Genomic DNA, 20,795 nt, shown 5'->3' on the forward strand with positions numbered 1-20,795 from the left:
CGACATGCTCTAGCCGGGCTTCCCGGCGCGCTCCGCCAGCATGCGGCGGGCGCTTTCCTCATCGGTGATCAGAACAGTTGGCCTGATGAGGTTCATCGCGCCCATCAGCGCGCCGATCTTTTCCTCGCCGCCCGAGGTGAGGATGCGCATCGGGGCGCGGCGCAGGCGGTCGACTTCCACGGACATCACCAGCCGGTTGACGGGATGGTCGACGAGATCGCCATTACGGTCGAAGAAGTGGAACAGAAGGTCACCGACCGCGCCTCGCGCCACCAGTTCCTCCCGGTCCGCTTCCTTGAGAAAGCCGCCGCGATAGAAAGTGGTTGCCGATGCGATGCCGCCCACGCTCACCAGCACGGCATCGAGAGAATCCGCAAGCTGGAAGATTTCCTGCAAGCCGCAGCGCTCCACCAGCGCTACCTTGGTCTCGATGCTGTCGACCACGGCCGGCGTCGGAATCAGATAGCCGTCGCCCTGGAAAACCTGTGCGAAGCGCCAGGCGAATTCGGCCGGATTGAAGCGCCGGGCGACGCCGACGCCGCCGAGCAGCGAGATCACCTTGAAATCAGCGAGCGAGCGAGCGCTCAGGAATTGCAGGGTGGAAAACAGCGTGTTGCCCCAGCCCACGCCCACCCGCATTCCGGCTTTCATCACTTCCGAAACATAGCCGCCCGTCTTGGCCGCAATCGCCGGGATCGGATCGGCATCCGGCGCCGACAGCGGCGCCACGATCGCCTGTTCCAGCCCGAAGGCGCGCTCCAGCTCGCGCTCCAGCCGCACGATCTCGACCAGCTCGCTTTCGATGGTGATCCTGACTTCGCCGCGGGCGCGGGCGTCGGCCAGCATGCGCACGACGGTCACGCGGCCGACGCCGAGCACGTCCGCGATCTCGTTCTGGGTCATCTGCTCGATGAAATACATCCAGGCGGCGCGAATGCGCAGGCGGTCGCTGCGGCTCTCCGCGCCGCCATTGGCGGCGACAGGATCGCCACCCACGTTCGCGCCGCTTTCTCCCCTGGGCTTCCTTGCCAATACCTTCTCCCCGAGCGATGCACGCTCTACGTGTAACGATTCAACGCGGCTGCACAATATCGTCTATTGACCGTGAAGACGCGATGGGAACAATCATGTTTTGCGGCTATGCATGCTAAATTGCCTGATCCACCACAGTGCGGGGCGCAAGAATGCTGCGTGAGATATCCGAGGAAGTGCGCATCAACCTCAAGGACAGGCTGCGCGAGATGCGTCATGTCATCCGCCGCCACCGTCACGACAATGCGGGGCCGGGCCTTCCGCCCCTGCCCGGCGGACGCACGCCCTTCCCCCTGCCGGAGATTGAAGGGCTGATCGGACGCGCGGTCAGCGCCTTCGACGACGCCATGACGATGGCCGAAACGCTGATGCCGCACGATGGCGGCCCTGTCCGCCCCCGCTCCTTCGATGTTTATTTCCGCTCCGGCAGCGATGCGCTCAAAGGCGAACGGGCGTTCCGGCGCGACATGTATTACATGGCCAAAGCCATGCTGGCGCACCGCAAGGCCGTCGCCGATCCGGTGCAGGAGGCTGGCTTCGCCACCGTCCATGCGGCGATGTTGCGTCAGCACGGCGATCTTCTGCGCCCTGCCGAAGGCGAAATCGGAGATACCCAACGCATCGCCCGTATCGCGCAATTGTGCGCGGCGCTGTCGGTCGAGCTGCTGCGGGCGCGGCCGGTGCGCCCCCATCCGCCGGAAGGCGGCGTCGCCAATGTGCTGGAAGCGGAAAACATGCTTGCAGTGTCCGTTCTGGCGCCTCTGGCGCTTGCCCCGGCGCTTGCCGAAGCTGATCAGGGAACGGACCTGCTCGACATGGCGGCGATGGCCGTCGAGGCGCGCCTCGACCGTATCGTTCCGGCCTGCCGCGCCGCCGATCCGGTCGCCGAACTGACGCCGATCTTCGCGATGCTGATTTTCCACCTGCGCTGAAGGCAGGCGGAACGTCATTTCCCTATCGGGGCAATTGGATGGAAGCATCCGTTGAATCGGTTTCAACGGGCGGTTTCCAATCTATTTCGCCGCTGCCGCCAATTCCGCGATCACCTTCTTGGCGCGCGGAATGGATGCGGGGCTCATGGAAAGCTCAGTCAGACCCATACGCAGAAATTCCGGGATGAGGTCGGGCCGGCCAGCAGCCTCGCCGCACATGCCGACCATGATTCCCGCTTCCCGACCGGCCTTCGCCGTCATCTCGATCGCCGTCATCACCGCCGGGTTGGACACGTCGTTCAGCCCCGCCACGGTCGGGTTGAGCCGGTCCGCCGCCATCACATACTGGGTGAGGTCGTTGGTGCCGATCGAGAAGAACGCCACCTCCTTCGCGAGTTGAGGCGCGACCAGCACGGCCGCCGGCGTCTCGATCATCACGCCGAGTTCGAACGAGCCGAAGGCGACGCCGCGCTCCTTCAACTCCGCCTCGCACTCCGCGATCAGTTCGCGCGTACGGGTGACTTCCGACAGTTGCGAAACCATCGGCAGCATCACCTTGACGTTGCCATGCACGGCGGCGCGCAGCAGGGCGCGCAGCTGTTGCCTGAAAATATCCGGCCGGTCGAGACACATGCGGATGCCGCGCCAGCCGAGGAACGGGTTTTCCTCTTGCGGGAACTCGATGCCGGCGATCGGCTTATCGCCGCCGATGTCCAGCGTGCGCACGATCACAGGCGCAGGCGCAAACGCACCGGCGAGCGCGCCGTAGATTTCGGCCTGCATGTCTTCGGAAGGCAGATGCATGTGCCGCATGAACAGAAGCTCGGTGCGGAACAGTCCGACGCCCATCGCGCCCGCCTCCCGTGCGGCATCAATTTCTTCCAGCGAGCCAAGATTGGCCGCGACCTCGATCACCGTCCCGTCCGCCAGCGTCGGCGTCATGTCCTTGTAGGCTTCCAGCGCCGTGCGCTCAGCCGCCGCCTCGTCCATGCGCTTGCGATAGTCCGCGCTCGTTTGCGCATCAGGATCGGGGATCACTGCGCCGCTGTCGCCATTGACGGCGATTTCCTTCGCGGTGCGCAGGTCGTGGATGCGCGCGCCCAGCCCCAGCACCGCTGGAATGCCATGCGAACGCGCGATGATGGCGATATGCGAGGTGGCGCCGCCATGGCCGCACACGACCGCGCCGATGCGCTCCAGTGGCGCGCGCGCCAGGTCCCAGGCGCCGATATCCTCCGCGATCAGCACCGCCCCCTGCGGAATATGGTCGAGGCTGGCGTCGTCCTGTCCCAGAAGGGCAAGGCAGATCTGCCGGCCCACCGCCTGCATGTCGTCGGCGCGGGCGTTCAGGTAAGGGTCTTCGACCGCGCCGAACTCCTGCGCCAGCCGCGCCGTGGTGGCGATAGTGGCCGAAACGGCGTCGAGCCCGCCACGGATCGTCTCGGTGGCGTCGCCCACCAGCGTTTCGTCGCCGGCGATGTCACGCAGCGCCGCCACGATGCCGCGGTCGCCCTCGGCCAGCTTGTCGTCGGCCAGCGCCTTGTCCATGCGCGCCCGAACCGCCTCTACAGCCGCATGAAAACGATTCAGCTCTGGCTCGATTTCATCAGCGCCGAGCTTGCGGTCCTCCGCCTTTATCTGTGGCGGGAAATGCGTGAAGGCCGGCCCGAGATGAACGCCTTCGCTGGCGGCGATGCCGGCAAGGCCGTCGCCGTCCGTCGCGGCCCGCGGCGCGACCGGGGTCGGCTGCTTCGTCGCCGGTTCGGGTGCGGCGGCAGGCGTCGCCCCGGCCTGCGATGAAGCTTCGTCATCCAGCCCCGCCTTCGGATTCTCCAGGAAGCCGATCAGCGCTTCGACGGCCTCGATTGCGTCCGCCCCTTCGGCGCGTACGCTGACTTCCTGTCCTTCCTTGACGCCGAGCAGCATCAGCTTGACCGAGCTCTTGGCGCTGACCGCCTTGCCGTCCCTGACGATCTCAATCTCGGATTCGAAGCTCTTTGCGAGCTTGACGAACCTTGTTGCCGGCCGGGCGTGCAAACCTTCGTGCACCCTGACGATTGTCGAGCGTTCCATGACTTTCAAACTGCCTTGTTCGCTTCCGGTTGCGCGCGCCCCTGGCTTTCAGGCCGCGATGGTGATCATGGCGTCGGGTTTCAGGGCCGCCACGAGCTGATCGGTCTCGACCGTCGAGGCGCAGATTTCGCCAGGGCGTTCCGCGCTGCCGGCGCCGTTGAAGGTGATGACGACATGGCCGATCTCGCGCACCTTCATCCATGCAGTCGGGCCGATAGCTGTGATCGTCGCCCTGACCGGACCGATGGCGATGGATGCGCCGACCGGCGGCGCATCCGTGCTCGGGCCCTCCTCGGTCCTGTGCAGCACCGAGACTTCCGCCAGTTCGGGCGGGGAGCCATCCGCGAACAGGATGACCACGCCGCCCTCGGCGAGGTCCGCCACCTCGGGTCCGACTTCCGTAACCCGTGACTTCAGAAGAACCGTCATTTGGCGAACCTCACTATTCCTATGCTTACAGTACGAACAGGCTGACCACCCAGGCGATCAGCACCGATACGGGGCCCATGATCTGGCGGCTGATGAGCACCGCCGGCACGCCGATCTCGATGGTCTTGGGCTTGGCCTCGCCGAGCGCAAGACCGACCGGAACGAAGTCGCAGCCCACCTGCGTGTTGTAGGCGAACAGCGCCGGCAGGGCCATTGCGGGCGAAATCGTGCCGTTGGCGATCTGCGGGCCGATGATGGCGACGCCGATGACCTGCGCGATCACCGCGCCCGGCCCCAGAATGGGCGACAGGAACGGCAGGCCGCAGATGGCCGAGATGATCAGCAGGCCGATGATGTTGTTGGCCAGCGGACCCATGGGCTGGGCGAGCACGTCGCCGATGCCGGTGTAGAGGATCAGGCCGATCAGCATCGTGACGAACGCCATGAACGGCAGGACGTTGCGGATCACCTGATCGATGGTGCGGCGGCCGGCGTTGAAGAAGATGCCGACGACCCTGCCCATCACGCGGCCGACCGAGCTGATCAGCCCGATGATGCCGCCCTCGCTTTCCTGCGGGACCGCTGCGGCGGCGGACGAATCCACTTCAGCCGACGCGGCCGGTGTTGCGGCGACGCCCGCGCCCGTCACCGCCTCGCCGCCGTCGGCCGGAGCGATGCTGGCCGTGGTCACGCCCGACACATAGATGTCCTCGGTGATGAACTGGGCGAGCGGGCCGGCCTGCCCCACCGGAGTGAGGTTGACGGTCGGGATGCGCTTGCGCGGATAGACGCCGCAACGCGCCGTGCCGCCGCAGTCGACGACCACCACCGCCATCTCGCTTTCGATCGGCGGCGCCTTGAAACCGTCGACCGCTTCACCGCCGGTCAGTTTCGCGATGTGCTGCGCGACCGGATGGATGCCGCCGCCGGTGACGGAGACGATCTTGTTGCGCTGCTCTGTCGGCTCGATGACGAGCGGGCCACCCCAGCCGCCGGAGCCTTTGGAAATCTTTACTGCCTTGTACTTCTTGGCCATTTGTCCCTCCCCGCCCTTAGAGCTCGACGCCCTGGCGGCGCGCCATGATGGCCGTGATGCGTTCGGTGAGTATGCCCTTGAGCAGGATCACGACGAGACCAACGAGCGCGTACCAGATCGCCACGCGGATATGGTATCCGCCGCCGACGCTGCCATTGCGCTCAAGCTCCTGCAACGCCACCAGAATTCCGCCCCAGACGAAATATTCGCCCGGATTGATATGCGGAAACAGGCCGAGCGGCGGATGCACATAGGAAACGGCGGCGTCATAGAAGGCGGGCTTGTGCTTTTCTTCCAGGAACGAGCCGAAGGTGTAGGCCATCGGGTTGGTCAGGAAGAAGACCGCAAGCACCGGCAGCACCGTGTAGCGCGTCAGCGCGATACGGCCGGCGCCGCGGGCGACCCTGTGCACCCGCTCCTCGCCGATCAGTTCGGTGAGCGCGTAGAAGGCCGTCATCAGAACCACCAGCGTGGGAATGATGCCGGTGACGAAACCGGCGAAGACCTCGCCGCCCTTCTGGAAGATGCCGATGAAATATTTACCGGCGGCGCTCAACCAGCCGAGTTGCTCTTCCTGCTGAACCTCGCTCAACCGCTCGCGGAACTCATCGACGGTGATCCCGTTTCCATCGCTCGCCTGGGCGAGGATGACGAGGTGGTCCGAGGCATGCTCCACGGCGAGTTTGCCGTGCAATGCCGCATCATGAACCATGGCGCCTGCGACATGCAGGTTCTGCATCGCCATGTCGGCGTGCGGCGCCAACAACGATATGACAGACATGTTTCCTCCCTGGCGGAGCGCCGGCCGCGTAAAAAAGCGTCGGCAGCGCCGTTTCTATGCCCTTGCTGTACTCAAGCCGGATAAGCCCGGCTCCCTGCCTGGCTCCGACATCGCCCGGTCGATCTGCTCGATCGCCCGTTTGACAGCCTCGGCCACACCGGGTTCCCCCTCCCCCAGAATTGCAGGGTCGGACCGGATCTCGTTGAGGGCCCTGCCCTCGAATTCCTCATGACGCCGGAACTTCGTGAACACGGAGCGCCCGCTCATGATCAACAGGCGGCGCACGACCATATCGGGAGTGACGACGATGAGCACGATCGTGCCCTTTCTGAACCGCCCCCTGAAATTGCCTGCGCCGACAAAACCGTCCTTGTACTTTTCGGTGATGCCCTTGAAGACATCGGTGTAATGCCTCATCTGCAGCCAGACGCCAAAGGCCTGAAGGCCCCAGACGAGAGCCAGCAGAAGCAGGGCCCATTGCCAGATCGCCATCAGCCTTTTCCTTCCTTGCCCGGGCGGACGCATGCCTTTGGCGCAATCGTCAACCTAGAGAACATTTGTTTTCTTAAGTGTCAATATGTATGGTTTCGGCTATTAACTATAGCCGACGCCGCGACCATGATAAAGTTGCGTGCAAAGAGGAAGCGTGATGGACCTTCGGTTCAAGGACGAACTGGCGTCGATGCCGGATCTGCGCCACAGGCTGCGCCGTTTGCGCTGGTTCCGCGCCACCTTCCGCGCCAGCGCACGGGCCGTCACCGGGGTCTATGGCGTGCATTTCGAGATCAACGACGCCCGCCTCGCCCGCGCCTTCCTTGACTGGATCGAGATCGTGGAGGGGCAGAAGGCCTATGCCGGCGTCAACCGGGCCGACTTCATCGTGTTTGCGGGTGGCGTGGCGCTGCGGGAGCTGATTCGCCAGAACCCGGCGCGGGCGCTTGCGCAGACTGACGCTCCGGCAGGCAACGCCGGCGTTTCCACCGCCACGCAGGAGATCGTCCGCTTCTGGCCGGAGGGCTTCCTCTACACCAATTACTGCGTGTCGGCTGTGGCCGCTATCCACGAGCAGGAATTCGGCGCTATTCCTGAAATCGACACATGCGCCGACGATCTGCGCACATGGTGGTCCTATCGCGAGAACGTCGCTGAAGTCCCGGCCTACGCCGTCGCCTTCCTCGACCGTTTCCTGGGCGGCGAGCCGAACTGGATCGCGCCGGACCAGCCGGCCGCGCGCCATGCCATGCAGCGCATGAAGCCCGCTCTGGAAGGCGGGGCGCCACACGGCCTCCCCGCGCATTAGTTCACCCTTCAAATCCCCCACTCTCCCTATAAAGAGGAAACCCGTGACCGGATCACAGCTCATCATATTCGATTGCGACGGCGTTCTGGTCGACAGCGAGCCGCTGGCCGTGCTCGCCTATGAGCGCGTTTATGAACGCCATGGAATGCCGGGCGTCGGCGTCGACATCATCAGCCAGTGCTTCGGCATGAAGCAGGCCGACATCATCGCCCGCATCCGGGAACTGACCGGCCATCAATATCCCGAACATGCCCCCGACGATCTGTGGGACGAGACGAAGGCGCTGTTCACCGAACATCTTCAGCCCACCGCCGGCCTGCCCGATTTCCTGTCCGGGCTGAAGATCGACCGTTGCGTCGCCTCCTCGTCCTCACTGGAACGAATCCACCACAGCCTCGACGTCACCGGCATCGCCCCGTTCTTCGGCGAGGCGATCTTCTCGTCATCCATGGTCAGGCACGGCAAGCCGGCCCCGGACATCTTTCTGTTCGCGGCGGAGAAGATGGGAGCCGATCCGGCCAGTTGCGTGGTGATCGAGGATTCGCCCTTCGGCGTGGAAGGCGCGGTCGCGGCCGGCATGCTGGCCATCGGCTACACCGGCGGAAGCCATAGCTATGAGGGCCATGGCGAGCGCCTGCTCTCCTGCGGCGCAAGCGCCGTCAGCGCCGACTGGGCGGATGTTACGGCGGAACTGGAAAAGCGCGGCTTCCGGCTGGATTGACCCTCATCCCGCGCGGCGTCCCGGCTTGGAGCATCATCCGGGATGCCGGAAACATCGGTGGGAGGGTGTCAGAAACCCGCCACGAAGCCGTCTTCCAGACGCGCGCCGCCGAACCAGTTGAGCCGGTTGACGGTCACGAAACCGGCGTCGATCATGCTGTTCTCGTCGCCCTGAACGGACGTGTGCGGACGTCCGCGCGGCACGATGATGATCGTGCGGTCGCCGTCGCTTTCCACGACTTCCGCCTTTGAGGCGATCTTGTCGCGGCCGATCACCGGCTGGCGCACCTCGGCCGGAAGGAGCGTCGGCAGGTTGACGCTCAGCCAGTGGCCCTGCTGCGCCCACTGCGCGCGATTTTCCCACAGCCTGCCGATGAAACCGGAAAGCCATGCCTCGTCCGCGTCGGTGATCTCCGGGTTCTTCACCCGCGAGAAACCGATGGCGGGCACGCCCCAGAAGGTCGCTTCGCGGGCGATGCCGAGCGTGCCTGAATAGGCCAGATCTTCGGCCACATTGCGTCCGTCATTGATGCCGGCCAGCACCAGGTCCGGCTTGCGGTCGTTTTCGAACAGCCATGCAAAAGCGGCGACCACGCAATCAGCCGGACGACCGGAGCAGGAAAAGCGCCTGTCGCCCCGTTTTTCCATGGTGATCGGCTGGGCGATGGTGAGCGAAGGCCCCGCCGCGGTGTGCTTCTTCTCCGGCGCTACCACCCACACATCGTCGCTCAGGCGGCGCGCGGCCTCGGCCAGACGGGCAATGCCCGGCGCGTCGATGCCGTCGTCGTTGGAAACCAGAATCCTCATGGCAAAACCTCCTGGAGCGCCGTCCGTCCCGTCAGATGCAAAGGACGCTCTAACTCTTTGTTTTCACGCAATTCCAGACGCAAAACCGTTTCACGCTTTTGCAGGAATTGCTTCTATCCCACCACCAGCCGTTCGCCGGTGCGCCGGCCGCTTTGCAGCGCCGGAATGTGTTCCCCCAGACGCGCGATCTCGTCCGCCCCGCAGGAATGGCCGAGCACCGGCGGGCGTCCGGATTTTTCCCAGATATCGACATTGCCGGAGAGCGTCGGGTGAGTCGGCATCCTGATCCAGTCGGCGCGGCCCTTCCCGTGCAACTCGCAACCCGGCGTACCGGCTGGCAGATGGCCGGAGAGCAGGATCGGGAAACCCTGCGCATCGGCCAGCGGAATCAGCCGCGAGGACGGCCCCGCCTTGCCCATTCCGTCATCGGCCAGCAGCGGGCAGTCCGGCAGAGGCTCGCCATCCGTCCAGTCGAGCGCCGCATCGATGCGGGCGCGCAGCAGTTCGGGGATGTCGGGTTTCAGCGCGTCGCGCGCCTCGATTTGTGCCAGCAGATGTTCGCGCATCGAGGCATGGATGGCGAAGCGGCCGGATATAGCCGCCACCAGTTCCAGCGACCGCCCCGAAAGCGGCGTCGGCAGCAGGCAGCCGCCCGCCCGTTCGGCGATCCAGGCGGCGATTCGTTCCGCCCGCTCGCTACCGGACACCGGATCCGCGCCATAGGAGGCGTCGAGCAGCAAGAGGTCGCATTCGGGCATCCCGTCCATGACGAACACGGCGCTGTCCGGCACCACGTCTGCGCAATAGACGACGCGCGCAGCGTCGTCGTCCTCCAGCGCGAACCACACGCCGCCCACCACATGGCCGGAACGCCCGGTGGCGATGCGGAAGCCCGCAACGTCGAGCACGTCGCCCGGTCGGAACAGCTCGATCCGCTCCGCCGGAATGGGATGTGCTTCCAGCAGCGCCTTTTCGCCATAGGCCGCCAGCGTGGCGGGAGCCTCGTCGCGCGTCTCGCGGGTCATCAGGATGCGCCCGCGAAAGCCCTCCGACAGCAGCCAGTTCAGCGCCCCGACATGATCCTCATGGGCATGCGAGATCAGCACCGCATCGAGCTGGTCGACCGGCGTCAGCGGCCGCGGGTAATAATCGCGGCCGGTCGTGCCCACCTTGATGCCGGCGTCCAGCATTACGCGCTGGCCTTCGCGCCCCACGACGACGCTGGTGCGGCCCTTCTCACCGAAGCCGCCGGCAAGTTCAACTTCCAGCGTCATGCCTGCTGCCCGCCGGGAATGAGCCAGCCCGAAACGATGCGCAGCCGCAGCCGCGCGCCTTCCTCGAAGCCTGTATGCCCGGGATATTCGAAGCTGATCACCCGGTCCGGATCGGCCGCCGGCGCGAAGTCGACGCGCAGCGCGCCACCTTTGTAAACGGCGCGCGTCACCGTGCCTTCGACGCCCGGCTCGCCCTCGCCGGCGATCTCCAGATCGGGCGTGCGCACGCAGATGCTGGCGGCGGCGCGCGGGCCGTCATCGGGGCGGCAGCGCACCGCCACCTCCTGCCCCAAAACCTCCACCCGCGCCTGTCCGCCTTCGGCCGAAAGCACCCTGGCGGGCAGCACGATCCCCTGCGCGATGAAGGAGGCGACCATCTCGTTGGCCGGCTCGTTGTAGAGCTCGCGCGGCGTGGCGAGCTGCGCCAGCCTGCCATTGTCCATCACCGCGATGCGGTCGGCCAGCGCCATGGCTTCCGACTGGTCATGCGTGATGTAGACGATGGTGGTTCCTGTGCGCTTGTGGAAAGCGGCGAACTCGTCCTCCATCGAGGCGCGCAGATGCACGTCCAGATTGGCCAGCGGCTCGTCGAACAGCACCAGCGAAGGCGCGGCCACGAGGCAGCGCGCCAGCGCCACGCGCTGCCGCTGCCCGCCCGAAAGGTTGGCCGGGCGGCGGTCGGCAAGGCCCTTCAGGTCCACCAGCGCCAGCGCCTCGTCCACCTTGCGCTTCGCCTCGTCCTTGTCCACCTTGGCCACTTTCAGCGAATAGCCGACATTTTCGGCCACCGTCATGTGCGGCCACAGCGCATAGTTCTGGAACACGATGCCGACGCGGCGCTTCTCGGGCGGCACGCTGCCGCCGGCGTCGGACACCGTCTCGCCGCCGATCAGTATCCGCCCGTCGCTCACCCGCTCGAAGCCGGCCACCAGCCTGAGCAATGTGGTCTTGCCACAGCCCGAGGGGCCAAGCACGGCGAGGAATTCGCCGTCACGCACGTCGATCGAAACGTCCTTCACCGCGTCAAAATCGCCAAAGGTCTTGGTTACGTTGGAGAGCGTCAATCCCGCCATGGCAGAACTCCGTTGGGAAGGTAGGGGGCGAGCAGGTTGGTGGCGAGCATCAGCACGAAGGTGATGGAGACCGTGATGGCCGACATCGCCGCCGCATAGCTGGAATCGCCGCCCTGCTCGAACGAGAACATCACCACGCCGATGGTCTCCGAGCCGGAGGACCACAGCAGCGCCGAAACGGTCAGTTCGCTGAGCGCGGTCATGAAGATGAGGAGTCCGCCAGCCAGTGCGGCCGGGGCCACCAGTGGGAAGACGATGGTGCGCAACCGGGTGAACAGTCCTGCGCCCGCCACCTGCGCGGCCTCCTCCAGCGCCCGGTCGATCTGGTGATAACCGCTCACCGTCGGCCTGAGAGCCAGCACGAGGAAGCGGGCGAGATAGGCATAGAGGATGATCCAGACCGTGTTGTAGATCTGGATGCCGGTGAACGGGATCGGACGCAGGAACATCAGAAGCGCCGCAATCGCCAGCACCACGCCGGGCAGCGCATAGGGCAGTTCGATGGCGAGGTTCACATAGCGGATCCACTTCTGCCTGCCCCAGGCCACCATGTAGCCGACGGGCACCGCGACCAGCACGGCGAAGACCGCGGCCGCGATCGACAACGCGAAGGAATTGAAGAACGAGCGCTGCGCCGCCGCGTGCTCGAACAGCACGAAGCGGTAGTTATCGAGCGTGGCCGTCGCCCAGTTCAGCGGAATGCCGTAGCCCGGAACCAGCGAGGTGAGCAGCAGGCCGAACAGCGGCAACACCAGGATGAGCACGATGAAGAGCCACATGCCGATCTCGACCGGTCTCCGCCATTTGCCAAGCTCATAGGCGTCGGCCGGCAGGGAGGTGGACGAGATGCGATAGTCGCGCCGCCGGCTCATCACCTCCTGCGCCAGAATGCCAGCCATGGCGATCACGCCGATCAGCACCGAGAGGAACGCCGCCTCGCCCAGCACAGCCGGGCCGCCGCCCGCCAGCTTCTGGTAGATCAGCGTCGGCAGCACCAGATAGTTGGCGGGAATGCCGAGGAAGGCGGGAATGCCGAAATTGCCGACGCAGGAAACGAAGGCGAGCGCCGCGGCCGCCACGATGGACGGCGTCATCAGCGGCAACACGATGGTGCGCAGCACGGTGAACCAGCCCGCCCCGCCAGAGCGTGCCGCCTCTATCAGCTCGCGCGGCAGCTTGCGCAGTCCGGCGCGCACCAGCAGGAACACCAGCGGCCCGTATTGCACGCCGAGCAGCAGGATTATGCCCTCGGTCGAATAAAGCGGATTGCGGGTGCCGATGGGCGGCGCCATGCCGATCATCTTGAGGAAGGGGCTCGCCGGCCCGAACAGTTGCAGCCATGCCAGCGCCGTCACCTGTGGCGCGATCATCAGCGGCATCACATAGGCGAGCACCAGCATGGAGCGGCCGCGTATGTCGGTCAGCGTCACCAGCAGCGCAACGAAAGTTCCGAGCAACACCGCGAGCACCGTGCCGCCGAAGCCGACGACGAGCGTGTTCACCGTGGCCGTCCAGGTCGCCGGACTGGCCAGCCCGAGACGGATAGCCGTATCGGATATGGTGCCGCCGGGCGCCACGATCTCCTTGATGAGACGCAGCATCGGCAGCAGCGAAAGCAGCACGATGACGACGACGACAGCCACCGTCAGGGCCATTTCCTGGCCCCGGCTTTCCTTGACAGATGCGGACATGATTGTTTCCCGAGAAGCCTTCTGGCTCGATATAGGCGGGTTGGCGCGAACTGCCCCGAGGGTCGTCGCATTTTCCAGCGTATCTGGCTGGCCCGCCGGCCGTGAATGTGGTGGGGAGGGACCGGCGGTCCTGTCCGCCGGCCCCTCCGCCAGATCAGCCGCCGAACAGTTCGGAGAATTTCGCCTTGTCGGCTTCGGTGTTCTTGATGATGGCGGGCAAGTCGAACGACATCACCTTCACCTCGACGCCTTCGGGCATCCATTCGGGACGGCCCACCGACGCCTTGGCCGGCAGGTAGCCCATGTCGAGCGCCAGCTTCTGGCCATCATCCGACAGGATGAAGTCGACGAAGGCCTTGGCCGCGTCCACGTTCTTGGCCGTCTTCATGATGGCGACGGGCTCGGTCACAGCCGGCACGCCCTCGGACGGGAACACGAACTCGATCGGCGAGCCCTTGGCCTTGGCGTTCATGGCCATGAAGTCGACGAGGACGCCGTACGGCTTCTCGCCGCTGGCCACCGACTTCAGCACGGCGCCGTTGCCGCGCACGGAGATGGTGTTGTTGTCCTTCAGCTTCTGGAAGAAATCCCAGCCATAGTCGGACTCGGCCACGAAGCCGGAAAGCAGGTAGGCGGCGGCCCCCGAATAGAGCGGGCTCGGCATCACCAGACCGTCCTTGTACTCCGGCTTGGCGAGGTCGGCCCAATGTTCGGGCTTTTCGGCGGCGGCGGTGTTGTAGGCGATGCCGGTGGTGATCAGCTTGGAGCCGAAATAGGTCTTGTCGGCATCGACCGCATCGGCCTCGATGCCGTCGATGCTGGCTTCCGGATACGCCAGCAGCCGATCTTCAGCCTTGAGCAGTTCCATGCTCACCGCGTCGGCGATGAGCAGCACGTCGGGCTGCGGGCTGCCGGCGGCGAACTCGGCCGCCAGCTTGGCCAGAATGTCGCTGGTGCCGGAACGGTAGATGTTCACATCGGTGTCGGGATGGGCCTTCTTGAAGGCTTCGACCGTCTTGGCCGCATCGGCCTCCGGCTGCGACGTATAAAGCGTCAGCGTGTCGGCGCTGGCTGCGCCCGAGATAAGCATGGCGGCAAGTGCGACCTTGCTCGCAAGCAATGTAACGAAACGCGTTCTCATGGAGACCTCCTGATCTTCTTCGCGCGGTTCTCCGGCTCGTTTGCCGGCCAAACCCGCTCCTCCCTGCACATCCTGTATGACCGATGGATGACAAAATCCTAGTCCCCATATGATATGTTCATTTGTTTGTTGTCAAACACATTTGAACAGGCGCAATGTAGGGTGGTGGAGACAGGGTGTTATCCACAGTCCGGGCGCATCGGGCCGCACTGTAAGCCGGGTTAGCGGGCTGTTCCGATGCTCCATCAGAGTGCTAGAGCGTGTTTTGTGCGTCCGACGCACGGCGCTCCGGCGCCGAATCGGGAGAGGAGCATGCCGAAATTGGCGAAAAGCAAACGCAGGGAGGCCGGCCGGAACGTGCCGCTGGTCTCGTCCGACATCAACGTCAAGACGGCATGGCTCTACTATGTCGAAGGGCTGACGCAGGAGCAGATCGCGGAAAAGCTGAACGTCAGCCGCGTCAAGGTCATGCGAACACTGGCCGCCTGCACGGCCGAGGGCGTCGTCGTCACCACCATCAACGCCCAGACTGCAAGGCAGGTGGCATTGGAGCGTGCGCTGGAAAAGCGCTTTCGACTCGATTCGGCAGTGGTCGTGCCGACCCCCGAAGACGCCGGCCATCTGGAGAAGGCCATCGGCCACGCCGTGGCGCTCTATCTTGGCGAACACATGCAGGACGGCATGACGCTCGCCATCGGCGGCGGCGCGACGCTCCATGCCAGCCTCGCCTATCTCGGCCGCCGGCAATTGCACAATGCGTCCGTCATCGGCCTCGTCGGGGCCCTGCCCCATTCGCAATGGATCAACCCGTCCATCGTGGCCGCCAAGGTGGCCGATCTATTCGGCGTCGACAGCTACCAGATCACCGCCCCGGTCATGCTGCACGACCCGGCGCTGCGCGATCTCCTGTGGGCGCAGCCCGAACTGATGGACGTCAGGACGCGCGCCGCCAACGCCGACATCGCCCTGCTGACGGTCGGCGAGATTTCGCGCGAGGCCACGATCTTCCGGCATGGGCTGGTGCCGCCCTCGCTCCTCCCCTCACTGCGGGCGAAGGGCGCGGAGGCCAACGTGCTGTCCTATTTCATTGATGCACAAGGCCGGCTGGTCGATCACGAGGTCAACGATCGGGTGATGGCCATCGGCCTCGACGTGGTCGGCATGATCCCCAATGTGGTTCTGGCCGCGGGCGGCCGCCACAAGATCGCCGCCACCCGCGCCGCCCTCAACGCTTTTGAGACCAATGTGCTGATCACCGACAGCGAGACGGCCGAAGCGCTGAGTGCCGGCGGCTGACGAAATTCGGGAAGCTAGATCAGCCCGCGCTCGCGCAGAAAGTCGTCGAGGCCGGCATTGGTCACGTCCTCGAACTCGCGCACCGCTTCGTTCATGCGGCGACGGTGGGTGACGAGCAGCGTCAGCACCTGCCGCATCTCGACGGAAATGCCGAACCGCGCCCAGCGTTCGGCGATGTGGGCGGGAAGCTGCAAATCGGTGCAGAAGGCTTCGAGGCTCTCATAGCCCAGTTCCTGCACCAGAAGAGCGGTGTCCTCGCCCGAAAGTCTTTCCTCAAAGGCATGGTCATGCAGACGCTGCGCCACCAGCCTGATGTCGGCCGGCGACGCGCTCATCACCTTCGAAACGATGTTGCGGACGTCGGAAGGCCCAAACGGAGGCATGGCGAGGTTCCTTGTTACCTTTGAATCCCCTGCCCTCAGGGACAGGGGATTTTCAGAACGAATATAGGAACTTCGCAGGCGAACGCCAGCACCGGCGTTACACCACCAGTCCCATCGGGTTTTCGATGAGGCGCTTGAAGGCGCCGACCAGTTCGGCCCCCAGCGCCCCGTCCACGGCGCGGTGGTCGGTCGACAAGGTCACCGACATCACGGTGGCGACCCTGATCTCGCCGTCCTTCACCACCGCCCGCTGCTCGCCCGCGCCAATGGCCAGGATCGTCGCATGCGGCGGGTTGATGACGGCGGCGAAGTCCTTGATGCCGAACATGCCAAGGTTCGACACCGCCGTGGTGCCGCCCTGATACTCTTCCGGCTTCAGCTTGCGCGTCCGCGCCCGCGCCGCCAGATCCTTCATCTCGCTGGAGATCGAAGACAGGCTCTTTTCCTCCGCCTTTCGCACGATCGGCGTGATCAGCCCGCCGGGGATCGACACCGCCACCCCCACATCGGCGTGCCGGTGCTTCACCATCGCGCCCTCGGTCCACGACACATTGGCGTCCGGCACCTCTTTCAGCGCCAGCGCCAGCGCCTTGATGATCAGGTCGTTGACGGAAAGCTTGTAGGCCGGCTCCGCGCCCCCACTGGCCGGGTTGTCGGTCTTCTTGACCGGGGCGGCGTCGTTGAGCTGCTTGCGCAGCGCCAGCAAAGCGTCCAGCTCGCAATCGACGGTGAGGTAGAAGTGCGGCACCGTCGACTTGGCCTCGACCAGACGCCTGGCGATGGTCCGGCGCATCGTGTCGTGCGGGATCAGCTCGTAGGAGCCTTCTTCGAACAGGTTCAGCACCGCATCGTCCGACATCGGCTTGACCGCCGGCGCGGCGGCGGGAGCTGCTCCGGCCGCAGCAGTTGCCGGCGCAGCAGCAGGCTTGGCCCCGCCGCCGGCGATCGCCGCCTCGACATCGGCCTTCACCACCCGACCCTGCGGGCCAGACCCCGAAACCGCCGAAAGGTCGAGCCCGGCCTCGCGGGCCAGACGCCGCGCCAGCGGCGTGGCGCGGACCGCACCCGCTTGTACAGGCGTATCCTGCACTGCGGGCGCAGTCTGCGCGGACCTGTCCTGGGAGGACGATTCAGAAGCGGACGTTTCGGTTTCTTCGGATTTCACTTCGGCAGCCGGGGCCGCGGCAGGCGCAGCCGCGCTGGCATCCTCGCCCTCGGCATAGATCCACGCCACCGCATGGCCGACGGGAATGTCCACGCCTTCCTTGCCGGTGACGTTGCGCAGGATGCCGCTGGCCGGAGCGTCGATTTCCATCGACGCCTTGTCGGTCTCGATCTCGAACAGGACGTCACCCTGCTTGACGGCGTCGCCTTCCTTGAAGAACCAGCGCGAGATCTGTCCGGTCGCCATATCCATGTCGACCTTGGGGAGGATGACTTCTACGGCCATGTCTCAGCGCGCTCCCTTCACCAGATCGCGAGCTGCTGCGATGATGCCGGGCACCTGCGGTACGGCGGCCTTTTCCAGCTCCGGGTTGTAGGGGATGGGCGTCTCGGCGCCGCCGAGGCGCACGATCGGCGCGTCGAGATAGTCGAACGCCTCGCTCTCCGCGATCATGGCGCTGATCTCGGCGCCGATGCCGAGCGTCTTCACAGCCTCATAGACGCACATCAGGCGCGAGGTCTTCTTGACGCTCTCGATCACCGTCTCGCGGTCGATGGGGCGGATGGTCCTGAGATCGATCACCTCGATGTCGATGCCCTCGCCGGCCAGCGTCTCGGCCGCTTCCAGCGCCTTGTGCACCATGATCGAGGTGGCGACGATGGTGAGGTCCCTGCCCTCGCGGCGCACCTCGGCCTTGCCGATCGGCACCGTATAGTGGCCTTCCGGCACCGGGCCCTTCATCTTGTAAAGCAGCTTGTGCTCGAAGATCATCACCGGGTCGGGATCGGCGATCGCCGCCAGCAGCATGCCCTTCACGTCGTGCGGGGTCGCCGGCTGGATCACCTTGAGGCCCGGCACATGCGCCAGCCATGCCTCAAGGCTCTGGCTGTGCTGGGCTGCGGCGCCCGTGCCCGAACCGGCCGGAAAGCGCATGACGACAGGCACGGAGACCTCTCCGCCCAGCATGAAGCGCATCTTGGCGGCCTGGTTGACGATCTGCTCCATGCCGAGCGTCGCGAAATCGGAGAACTGGAATTCGAAGATCGGACGCAGGCCGGTCACGGCCGCGCCGACGGCCACGCCCGCGCCGCCAAGTTCCGAAATCGGCGTATCCATGACCCGGTCCGGGCCGAAGCGCTCGATCAGATCGCCGGTCACCTGAAACGCGCCGCCATAGACGCCGATGTCCTCACCCATGAGGATGACGCGCTCGTCGGCCTCCATGGCGATGGCCATGGCTTCCTGAATGGCCTGCGAGTAGCTCAGTTCACGCACAGCTTCACCCATCACGCCACCTCAGTATAGACAAATTTGGCGAGGTCGGAAATTTCCGGCATCGGACCTTCCTTGGCGAACTCGATGCCTTCCGCGATCTCGCGCGCCACGTCCTCGCGGATCGCCTCGATGCCATGATCGTCGATCGCGCCGAATTCCTTCAGTTCGGTCTCGAACAGCGTGATCGGATCGCGGTTGGTCATCCAGTCCTCGATCTCTTCCTTGGTGCGATAGCGGTTGCGGTCGCTCTTGGAATGGCCGCGATAGCGGTAGGTCTTGGACTCGATCAGCGTCGGCCCGTCGCCGGCCCGCGCCCGTTCGGCGGCGGCGTGGGAGGCTTCGGCCACTTCCGAGAAATTGTTGCCGTCGACGATCACGCCCGGCATCGAATAGGCGGCGGCGCGGTCGGCGATGTTGGCCACGGCGGTCGAACGCGCCGTGGAGGTAGACATGCCGTAGCCGTTGTTCTCGCACACAAAGATCACCGGCAGCTTCCAGATGGAAGCCATGTTGAGCGACTCGTGGAACGCGCCCTCATTGTTCGCGCCATCTCCGAAAAAGGAGACGACAACCTTGCCGTTGCCGAGGCGCTTGGCCGAAAGGGCCGCGCCCACGGCGATCGGAATGCCGCCGGCCACGATGCCGTTGGCGCCCAGATTGCCCTTGCTCACGTCGGCGATGTGCATGGAGCCGCCACGGCCCTTGCAGTAGCCGGTGGTCTTGCCGAAGAACTCCGCGAACATCTTCTTCACGTCCGCGCCCTTGGCGATCGAATGGCCGTGGCCGCGATGCGTGGAGGTGATCTGGTCCTCATCGGTGAGCGGCATGCAGATGCCCATGGCGCTCGCCTCCTGCCCGATGGACAGGTGCATGGTGCCATGGATCAGACCGCGCGTGTAGCTGTCTTCCGCGCCTTCTTCGAAGCGGCGGATGAGATACATCTTGCGCAGCACGTCTCTGAGCTGCTCGTGGCTGTACCGGGTATAGGCAAACGGCAGGTTGGACTGCTTCGCCGCCTTTTTTGCTGTGGCCATATTCAGGCTCCTCAACCGTAAACGAGCTTGTCCTGCCGGGCGCGCAGTTCGGCGATCTTCGATCCCGGCGCGGTCGCGGCGTTTGCATAGGTGATGAGTTCACCCTTCTTGATCGGCGCGGTCACCGAGCCGCCCTGCAACAGGCCGCAGGGGATGGCCTTGGCGGCGCGCGCTTCCGGCGCGGTCATGATCCAGGCGCGGTAGCAATATTCGCCGATGGCGTCGAGCTTCTCGCCCGGCTGCATGTCCTTCTTGGCGACGGCGCAGACTTCTGCGACCGGCTTCGCCAGCGGCACCATGTCGGCCTTGCCGTAGAGCACGACGCGGGCGCAGGTCAGCGGCACTTCCAGCGAGGTCAGGTGATAAGGGCGATGGAAGGTGAAATACGGGCCCTTGCCCATCTTCAGGTCTTCCATGCGCTCCGAAATGCGCGGATGCGACATGTCGGCGACGACGAATACACCCGGCGCAACGCCCTTGCCGATGGAGTAATCGACCACGCCCACCTTCGAGAGCACGCCGCCATCCTTCTCGGGAATGAGCACGCTGGAAAGCTGGTCGAGCGTGGCGGCGGGGCCGTGCATGCCCGGCTTGTCAGGCACCAGACCGGTGGCGTTGGCGATGGCCGCCATCTCGACCATGGTCTTGGAGCCATCGACGAACTCGACCAGCATACGTACGTTCATGTTGCGGCGCTTCGCCTCCTCCTCGTAGTCGGGGGGCGTCGCGTCGATGTTGAGCGGATTGTTCTTGCCCTTGCCGGCGGCGACGATCGGATGGCCCATGGCCGAGACGAACTCGATCAGCTCCATGCACGAGGACGGCTCGTCGCCCGCGCCCAGCGAATAGGTGACGCCGAGGCGATCGGCTTCCGCCTTCAGATAAGCGCCGATGGTGACGTCGGCCTCGACATTCATCATCACCAGATGCTTGCCATGCTCCATCGCGCGCAGACCGATTTCCGCGCCCACGGCAGGAACGCCGGTCGCGTCGATCACCACGTCGATCAGATCGTTGTTGATGATGAGGTCGGCGTCGTCGGTCACCGCGACCTTGCCCGCTTCCATCGCAGCCGTCATCTCCGACGACGTTCCCGCCTCGCGGGAGTGGCCCTGCTCCTGATAGGCGATGTCGACCGCCTTGTGGGCGTTCGGAACATTGAGTTCGGAAATCGCGCCGATCTCGATGCCCGACATATGCGCCACGCGGGTGACGATGTCGGTGCCCATCTCGCCCGATCCGATCAGGCCGATGCGGATCGGCTTGCCGGATGCGGCACGCTCCTGAAGATCCCGCGCCAATCCCGTCGGGGCAATGTTAATGCTCATGTCGTGCATCCTCCAATGGTTGGCT

At 65.1% G+C, this 20,795-nt stretch carries 20 protein-coding genes; 4 read left to right on the forward strand and 16 right to left on the reverse strand.

The window, feature by feature from the left end:
* Nucleotides 1-9: 9 nt before the first annotated feature.
* Nucleotides 10-996, reverse strand: coding sequence for a sugar-binding transcriptional regulator (locus ABID44_RS05895; RefSeq protein WP_354150985.1), 987 nt, complete (start codon nucleotides 994-996; stop codon nucleotides 10-12).
* 188 nt (nucleotides 997-1,184) lie between these two features.
* On the opposite strand from ABID44_RS05895, the gene ABID44_RS05900 reads away from it, so the two are divergent.
* A complete protein-coding gene (locus tag ABID44_RS05900) occupies nucleotides 1,185-1,964 on the forward strand; it encodes a hypothetical protein (protein ID WP_354150763.1) in 780 nt (259 codons plus the stop codon).
* An 81-nt stretch (nucleotides 1,965-2,045) separates the two neighbouring features.
* Here ABID44_RS05900 and ptsP read toward each other — a convergent pair whose 3' ends face one another.
* The 5 genes from ptsP to ABID44_RS05925 are packed head-to-tail and all read right to left on the reverse strand — an operon-like array spanning nucleotide 2,046 to nucleotide 6,775.
* Nucleotides 2,046-4,037: a phosphoenolpyruvate--protein phosphotransferase gene (gene ptsP / locus ABID44_RS05905; RefSeq protein ID WP_354150764.1), complete on the reverse strand. Its 1,992-nt coding sequence runs from the start codon at nucleotides 4,035-4,037 to the stop codon at nucleotides 2,046-2,048.
* 48 nt (nucleotides 4,038-4,085) lie between these two features.
* Nucleotides 4,086-4,466, reverse strand: a complete 381-nt coding sequence (locus tag ABID44_RS05910) for a PTS glucitol/sorbitol transporter subunit IIA (RefSeq protein WP_354150765.1) — start codon at nucleotides 4,464-4,466, stop codon at nucleotides 4,086-4,088.
* Nucleotides 4,467-4,491: 25 nt separating this feature from the next.
* A complete protein-coding gene (srlE, locus tag ABID44_RS05915) occupies nucleotides 4,492-5,502 on the reverse strand; it encodes a PTS glucitol/sorbitol transporter subunit IIB (protein ID WP_354150766.1) in 1,011 nt (336 codons plus the stop codon).
* A gap of 16 nt (nucleotides 5,503-5,518) precedes the next feature.
* Nucleotides 5,519-6,283, reverse strand: coding sequence for a PTS glucitol/sorbitol transporter subunit IIC (srlA, locus tag ABID44_RS05920; protein ID WP_354150767.1), 765 nt, complete (start codon nucleotides 6,281-6,283; stop codon nucleotides 5,519-5,521).
* A 54-nt stretch (nucleotides 6,284-6,337) separates the two neighbouring features.
* Nucleotides 6,338-6,775 carry a transcriptional regulator GutM gene (locus ABID44_RS05925; RefSeq protein WP_354150768.1) on the reverse strand — a complete coding sequence of 146 codons (438 nt, stop codon included), beginning with the start codon at nucleotides 6,773-6,775 and terminating at the stop codon, nucleotides 6,338-6,340.
* A 157-nt stretch (nucleotides 6,776-6,932) separates the two neighbouring features.
* On the opposite strand from ABID44_RS05925, the gene ABID44_RS05930 reads away from it, so the two are divergent.
* A complete protein-coding gene (locus tag ABID44_RS05930) occupies nucleotides 6,933-7,583 on the forward strand; it encodes a hypothetical protein (RefSeq protein WP_354150769.1) in 651 nt (216 codons plus the stop codon).
* A gap of 43 nt (nucleotides 7,584-7,626) precedes the next feature.
* Nucleotides 7,627-8,304, forward strand: a complete 678-nt coding sequence (locus ABID44_RS05935) for an HAD family hydrolase (RefSeq protein WP_354150770.1) — start codon at nucleotides 7,627-7,629, stop codon at nucleotides 8,302-8,304.
* A gap of 68 nt (nucleotides 8,305-8,372) precedes the next feature.
* Here the strand turns inward: ABID44_RS05935 and ABID44_RS05940 are convergent, their stop codons facing one another.
* From ABID44_RS05940 to ABID44_RS05960, 5 genes are all read right to left on the reverse strand, one after another.
* Nucleotides 8,373-9,110 carry a 5'/3'-nucleotidase SurE gene (locus tag ABID44_RS05940; protein WP_354150771.1) on the reverse strand — a complete coding sequence of 246 codons (738 nt, stop codon included), beginning with the start codon at nucleotides 9,108-9,110 and terminating at the stop codon, nucleotides 8,373-8,375.
* 113 nt (nucleotides 9,111-9,223) lie between these two features.
* Complete coding sequence (locus tag ABID44_RS05945; RefSeq protein WP_354150772.1) at nucleotides 9,224-10,384, reverse strand: MBL fold metallo-hydrolase; 1,161 nt, start codon at nucleotides 10,382-10,384, stop codon at nucleotides 9,224-9,226.
* The gene (locus ABID44_RS05950; RefSeq protein WP_354150773.1) at nucleotides 10,381-11,457 is read right to left on the reverse strand and encodes an ABC transporter ATP-binding protein; all 1,077 of its coding nucleotides are present in this window, start codon (nucleotides 11,455-11,457) and stop codon (nucleotides 10,381-10,383) included. Before ABID44_RS05950 ends, ABID44_RS05945 begins: the two co-directional genes overlap by 4 nt.
* Entirely contained in the window at nucleotides 11,445-13,148 is a 1,704-nt protein-coding gene (locus ABID44_RS05955) for an ABC transporter permease (protein WP_354150774.1), read from the reverse strand. Before ABID44_RS05955 ends, ABID44_RS05950 begins: the two co-directional genes overlap by 13 nt.
* Nucleotides 13,149-13,302: 154 nt before the next feature.
* Nucleotides 13,303-14,289: an ABC transporter substrate-binding protein gene (locus ABID44_RS05960; protein WP_354150775.1), complete on the reverse strand. Its 987-nt coding sequence runs from the start codon at nucleotides 14,287-14,289 to the stop codon at nucleotides 13,303-13,305.
* A 312-nt stretch (nucleotides 14,290-14,601) separates the two neighbouring features.
* Here ABID44_RS05960 and ABID44_RS05965 point away from each other — a divergent pair, with 312 nt between their 5' ends.
* Nucleotides 14,602-15,585, forward strand: a complete 984-nt coding sequence (locus tag ABID44_RS05965; RefSeq protein WP_354150776.1) for a sugar-binding transcriptional regulator — start codon at nucleotides 14,602-14,604, stop codon at nucleotides 15,583-15,585.
* 14 nt (nucleotides 15,586-15,599) lie between these two features.
* On the opposite strand, the gene ABID44_RS05970 is transcribed toward ABID44_RS05965, so the two are convergent.
* The 5 genes from ABID44_RS05970 to ABID44_RS05990 all read right to left on the reverse strand — a co-directional run bounded on the left by ABID44_RS05970 (nucleotide 15,600) and on the right by ABID44_RS05990 (nucleotide 20,770).
* Nucleotides 15,600-15,968 (reverse strand): hypothetical protein, encoded by a 369-nt coding sequence (locus ABID44_RS05970; RefSeq protein WP_354150777.1) that lies wholly within the window; start codon nucleotides 15,966-15,968, stop codon nucleotides 15,600-15,602.
* A 97-nt stretch (nucleotides 15,969-16,065) separates the two neighbouring features.
* Nucleotides 16,066-17,418, reverse strand: a complete 1,353-nt coding sequence (locus tag ABID44_RS05975) for a pyruvate dehydrogenase complex dihydrolipoamide acetyltransferase (protein ID WP_354150778.1) — start codon at nucleotides 17,416-17,418, stop codon at nucleotides 16,066-16,068.
* Nucleotides 17,419-17,421: 3 nt separating this feature from the next.
* Nucleotides 17,422-18,420: an alpha-ketoacid dehydrogenase subunit beta gene (locus tag ABID44_RS05980; protein WP_354150779.1), complete on the reverse strand. Its 999-nt coding sequence runs from the start codon at nucleotides 18,418-18,420 to the stop codon at nucleotides 17,422-17,424.
* Nucleotides 18,420-19,442 (reverse strand): thiamine pyrophosphate-dependent dehydrogenase E1 component subunit alpha, encoded by a 1,023-nt coding sequence (locus ABID44_RS05985; RefSeq protein ID WP_354150780.1) that lies wholly within the window; start codon nucleotides 19,440-19,442, stop codon nucleotides 18,420-18,422. The genes ABID44_RS05980 and ABID44_RS05985 overlap by 1 nt, the downstream gene beginning before the upstream one ends.
* A gap of 11 nt (nucleotides 19,443-19,453) precedes the next feature.
* Nucleotides 19,454-20,770, reverse strand: a complete 1,317-nt coding sequence (locus tag ABID44_RS05990; protein ID WP_354150781.1) for an NAD(P)H-dependent oxidoreductase — start codon at nucleotides 20,768-20,770, stop codon at nucleotides 19,454-19,456.
* Nucleotides 20,771-20,795 lie beyond the last annotated feature (25 nt).

The sequence above is a fragment of the Aquamicrobium ahrensii genome, assembly GCF_040545755.1.
Lineage (GTDB): Bacteria > Pseudomonadota > Alphaproteobacteria > Rhizobiales > Rhizobiaceae > Mesorhizobium > Mesorhizobium ahrensii.

Excerpts from the sequence above, each read along its gene's own strand:
- ABID44_RS05910 (WP_354150765.1), bottom strand. The coding sequence starts at position 4,466 with ATGACGGTTCTTCTGAAGTCACGGGTTACGGAAGTCGGACCCGAGGTG.
- ABID44_RS05965 (WP_354150776.1), top strand. The coding sequence starts at position 14,602 with ATGCCGAAATTGGCGAAAAGCAAACGCAGGGAGGCCGGCCGGAACGTG.
- ABID44_RS05980 (WP_354150779.1), bottom strand. The coding sequence starts at position 18,420 with ATGGGTGAAGCTGTGCGTGAACTGAGCTACTCGCAGGCCATTCAGGAA.
- ABID44_RS05990 (WP_354150781.1), bottom strand. The coding sequence starts at position 20,770 with ATGAGCATTAACATTGCCCCGACGGGATTGGCGCGGGATCTTCAGGAG.
- srlE (WP_354150766.1), bottom strand. The coding sequence starts at position 5,502 with ATGGCCAAGAAGTACAAGGCAGTAAAGATTTCCAAAGGCTCCGGCGGC.
- ABID44_RS05930 (WP_354150769.1), top strand. The coding sequence starts at position 6,933 with ATGGACCTTCGGTTCAAGGACGAACTGGCGTCGATGCCGGATCTGCGC.
- ABID44_RS05970 (WP_354150777.1), bottom strand. The coding sequence starts at position 15,968 with ATGCCTCCGTTTGGGCCTTCCGACGTCCGCAACATCGTTTCGAAGGTG.
- srlA (WP_354150767.1), bottom strand. The coding sequence starts at position 6,283 with ATGTCTGTCATATCGTTGTTGGCGCCGCACGCCGACATGGCGATGCAG.
- ABID44_RS05945 (WP_354150772.1), bottom strand. The coding sequence starts at position 10,384 with ATGACGCTGGAAGTTGAACTTGCCGGCGGCTTCGGTGAGAAGGGCCGC.
- ABID44_RS05975 (WP_354150778.1), bottom strand. The coding sequence starts at position 17,418 with ATGGCCGTAGAAGTCATCCTCCCCAAGGTCGACATGGATATGGCGACC.
- ptsP (WP_354150764.1), bottom strand. The coding sequence starts at position 4,037 with ATGGAACGCTCGACAATCGTCAGGGTGCACGAAGGTTTGCACGCCCGG.
- ABID44_RS05940 (WP_354150771.1), bottom strand. The coding sequence starts at position 9,110 with ATGAGGATTCTGGTTTCCAACGACGACGGCATCGACGCGCCGGGCATT.
- ABID44_RS05985 (WP_354150780.1), bottom strand. The coding sequence starts at position 19,442 with ATGGCCACAGCAAAAAAGGCGGCGAAGCAGTCCAACCTGCCGTTTGCC.
- ABID44_RS05955 (WP_354150774.1), bottom strand. The coding sequence starts at position 13,148 with ATGTCCGCATCTGTCAAGGAAAGCCGGGGCCAGGAAATGGCCCTGACG.
- ABID44_RS05950 (WP_354150773.1), bottom strand. The coding sequence starts at position 11,457 with ATGGCGGGATTGACGCTCTCCAACGTAACCAAGACCTTTGGCGATTTT.
- ABID44_RS05925 (WP_354150768.1), bottom strand. The coding sequence starts at position 6,775 with ATGGCGATCTGGCAATGGGCCCTGCTTCTGCTGGCTCTCGTCTGGGGC.
- ABID44_RS05960 (WP_354150775.1), bottom strand. The coding sequence starts at position 14,289 with ATGAGAACGCGTTTCGTTACATTGCTTGCGAGCAAGGTCGCACTTGCC.
- ABID44_RS05900 (WP_354150763.1), top strand. The coding sequence starts at position 1,185 with ATGCTGCGTGAGATATCCGAGGAAGTGCGCATCAACCTCAAGGACAGG.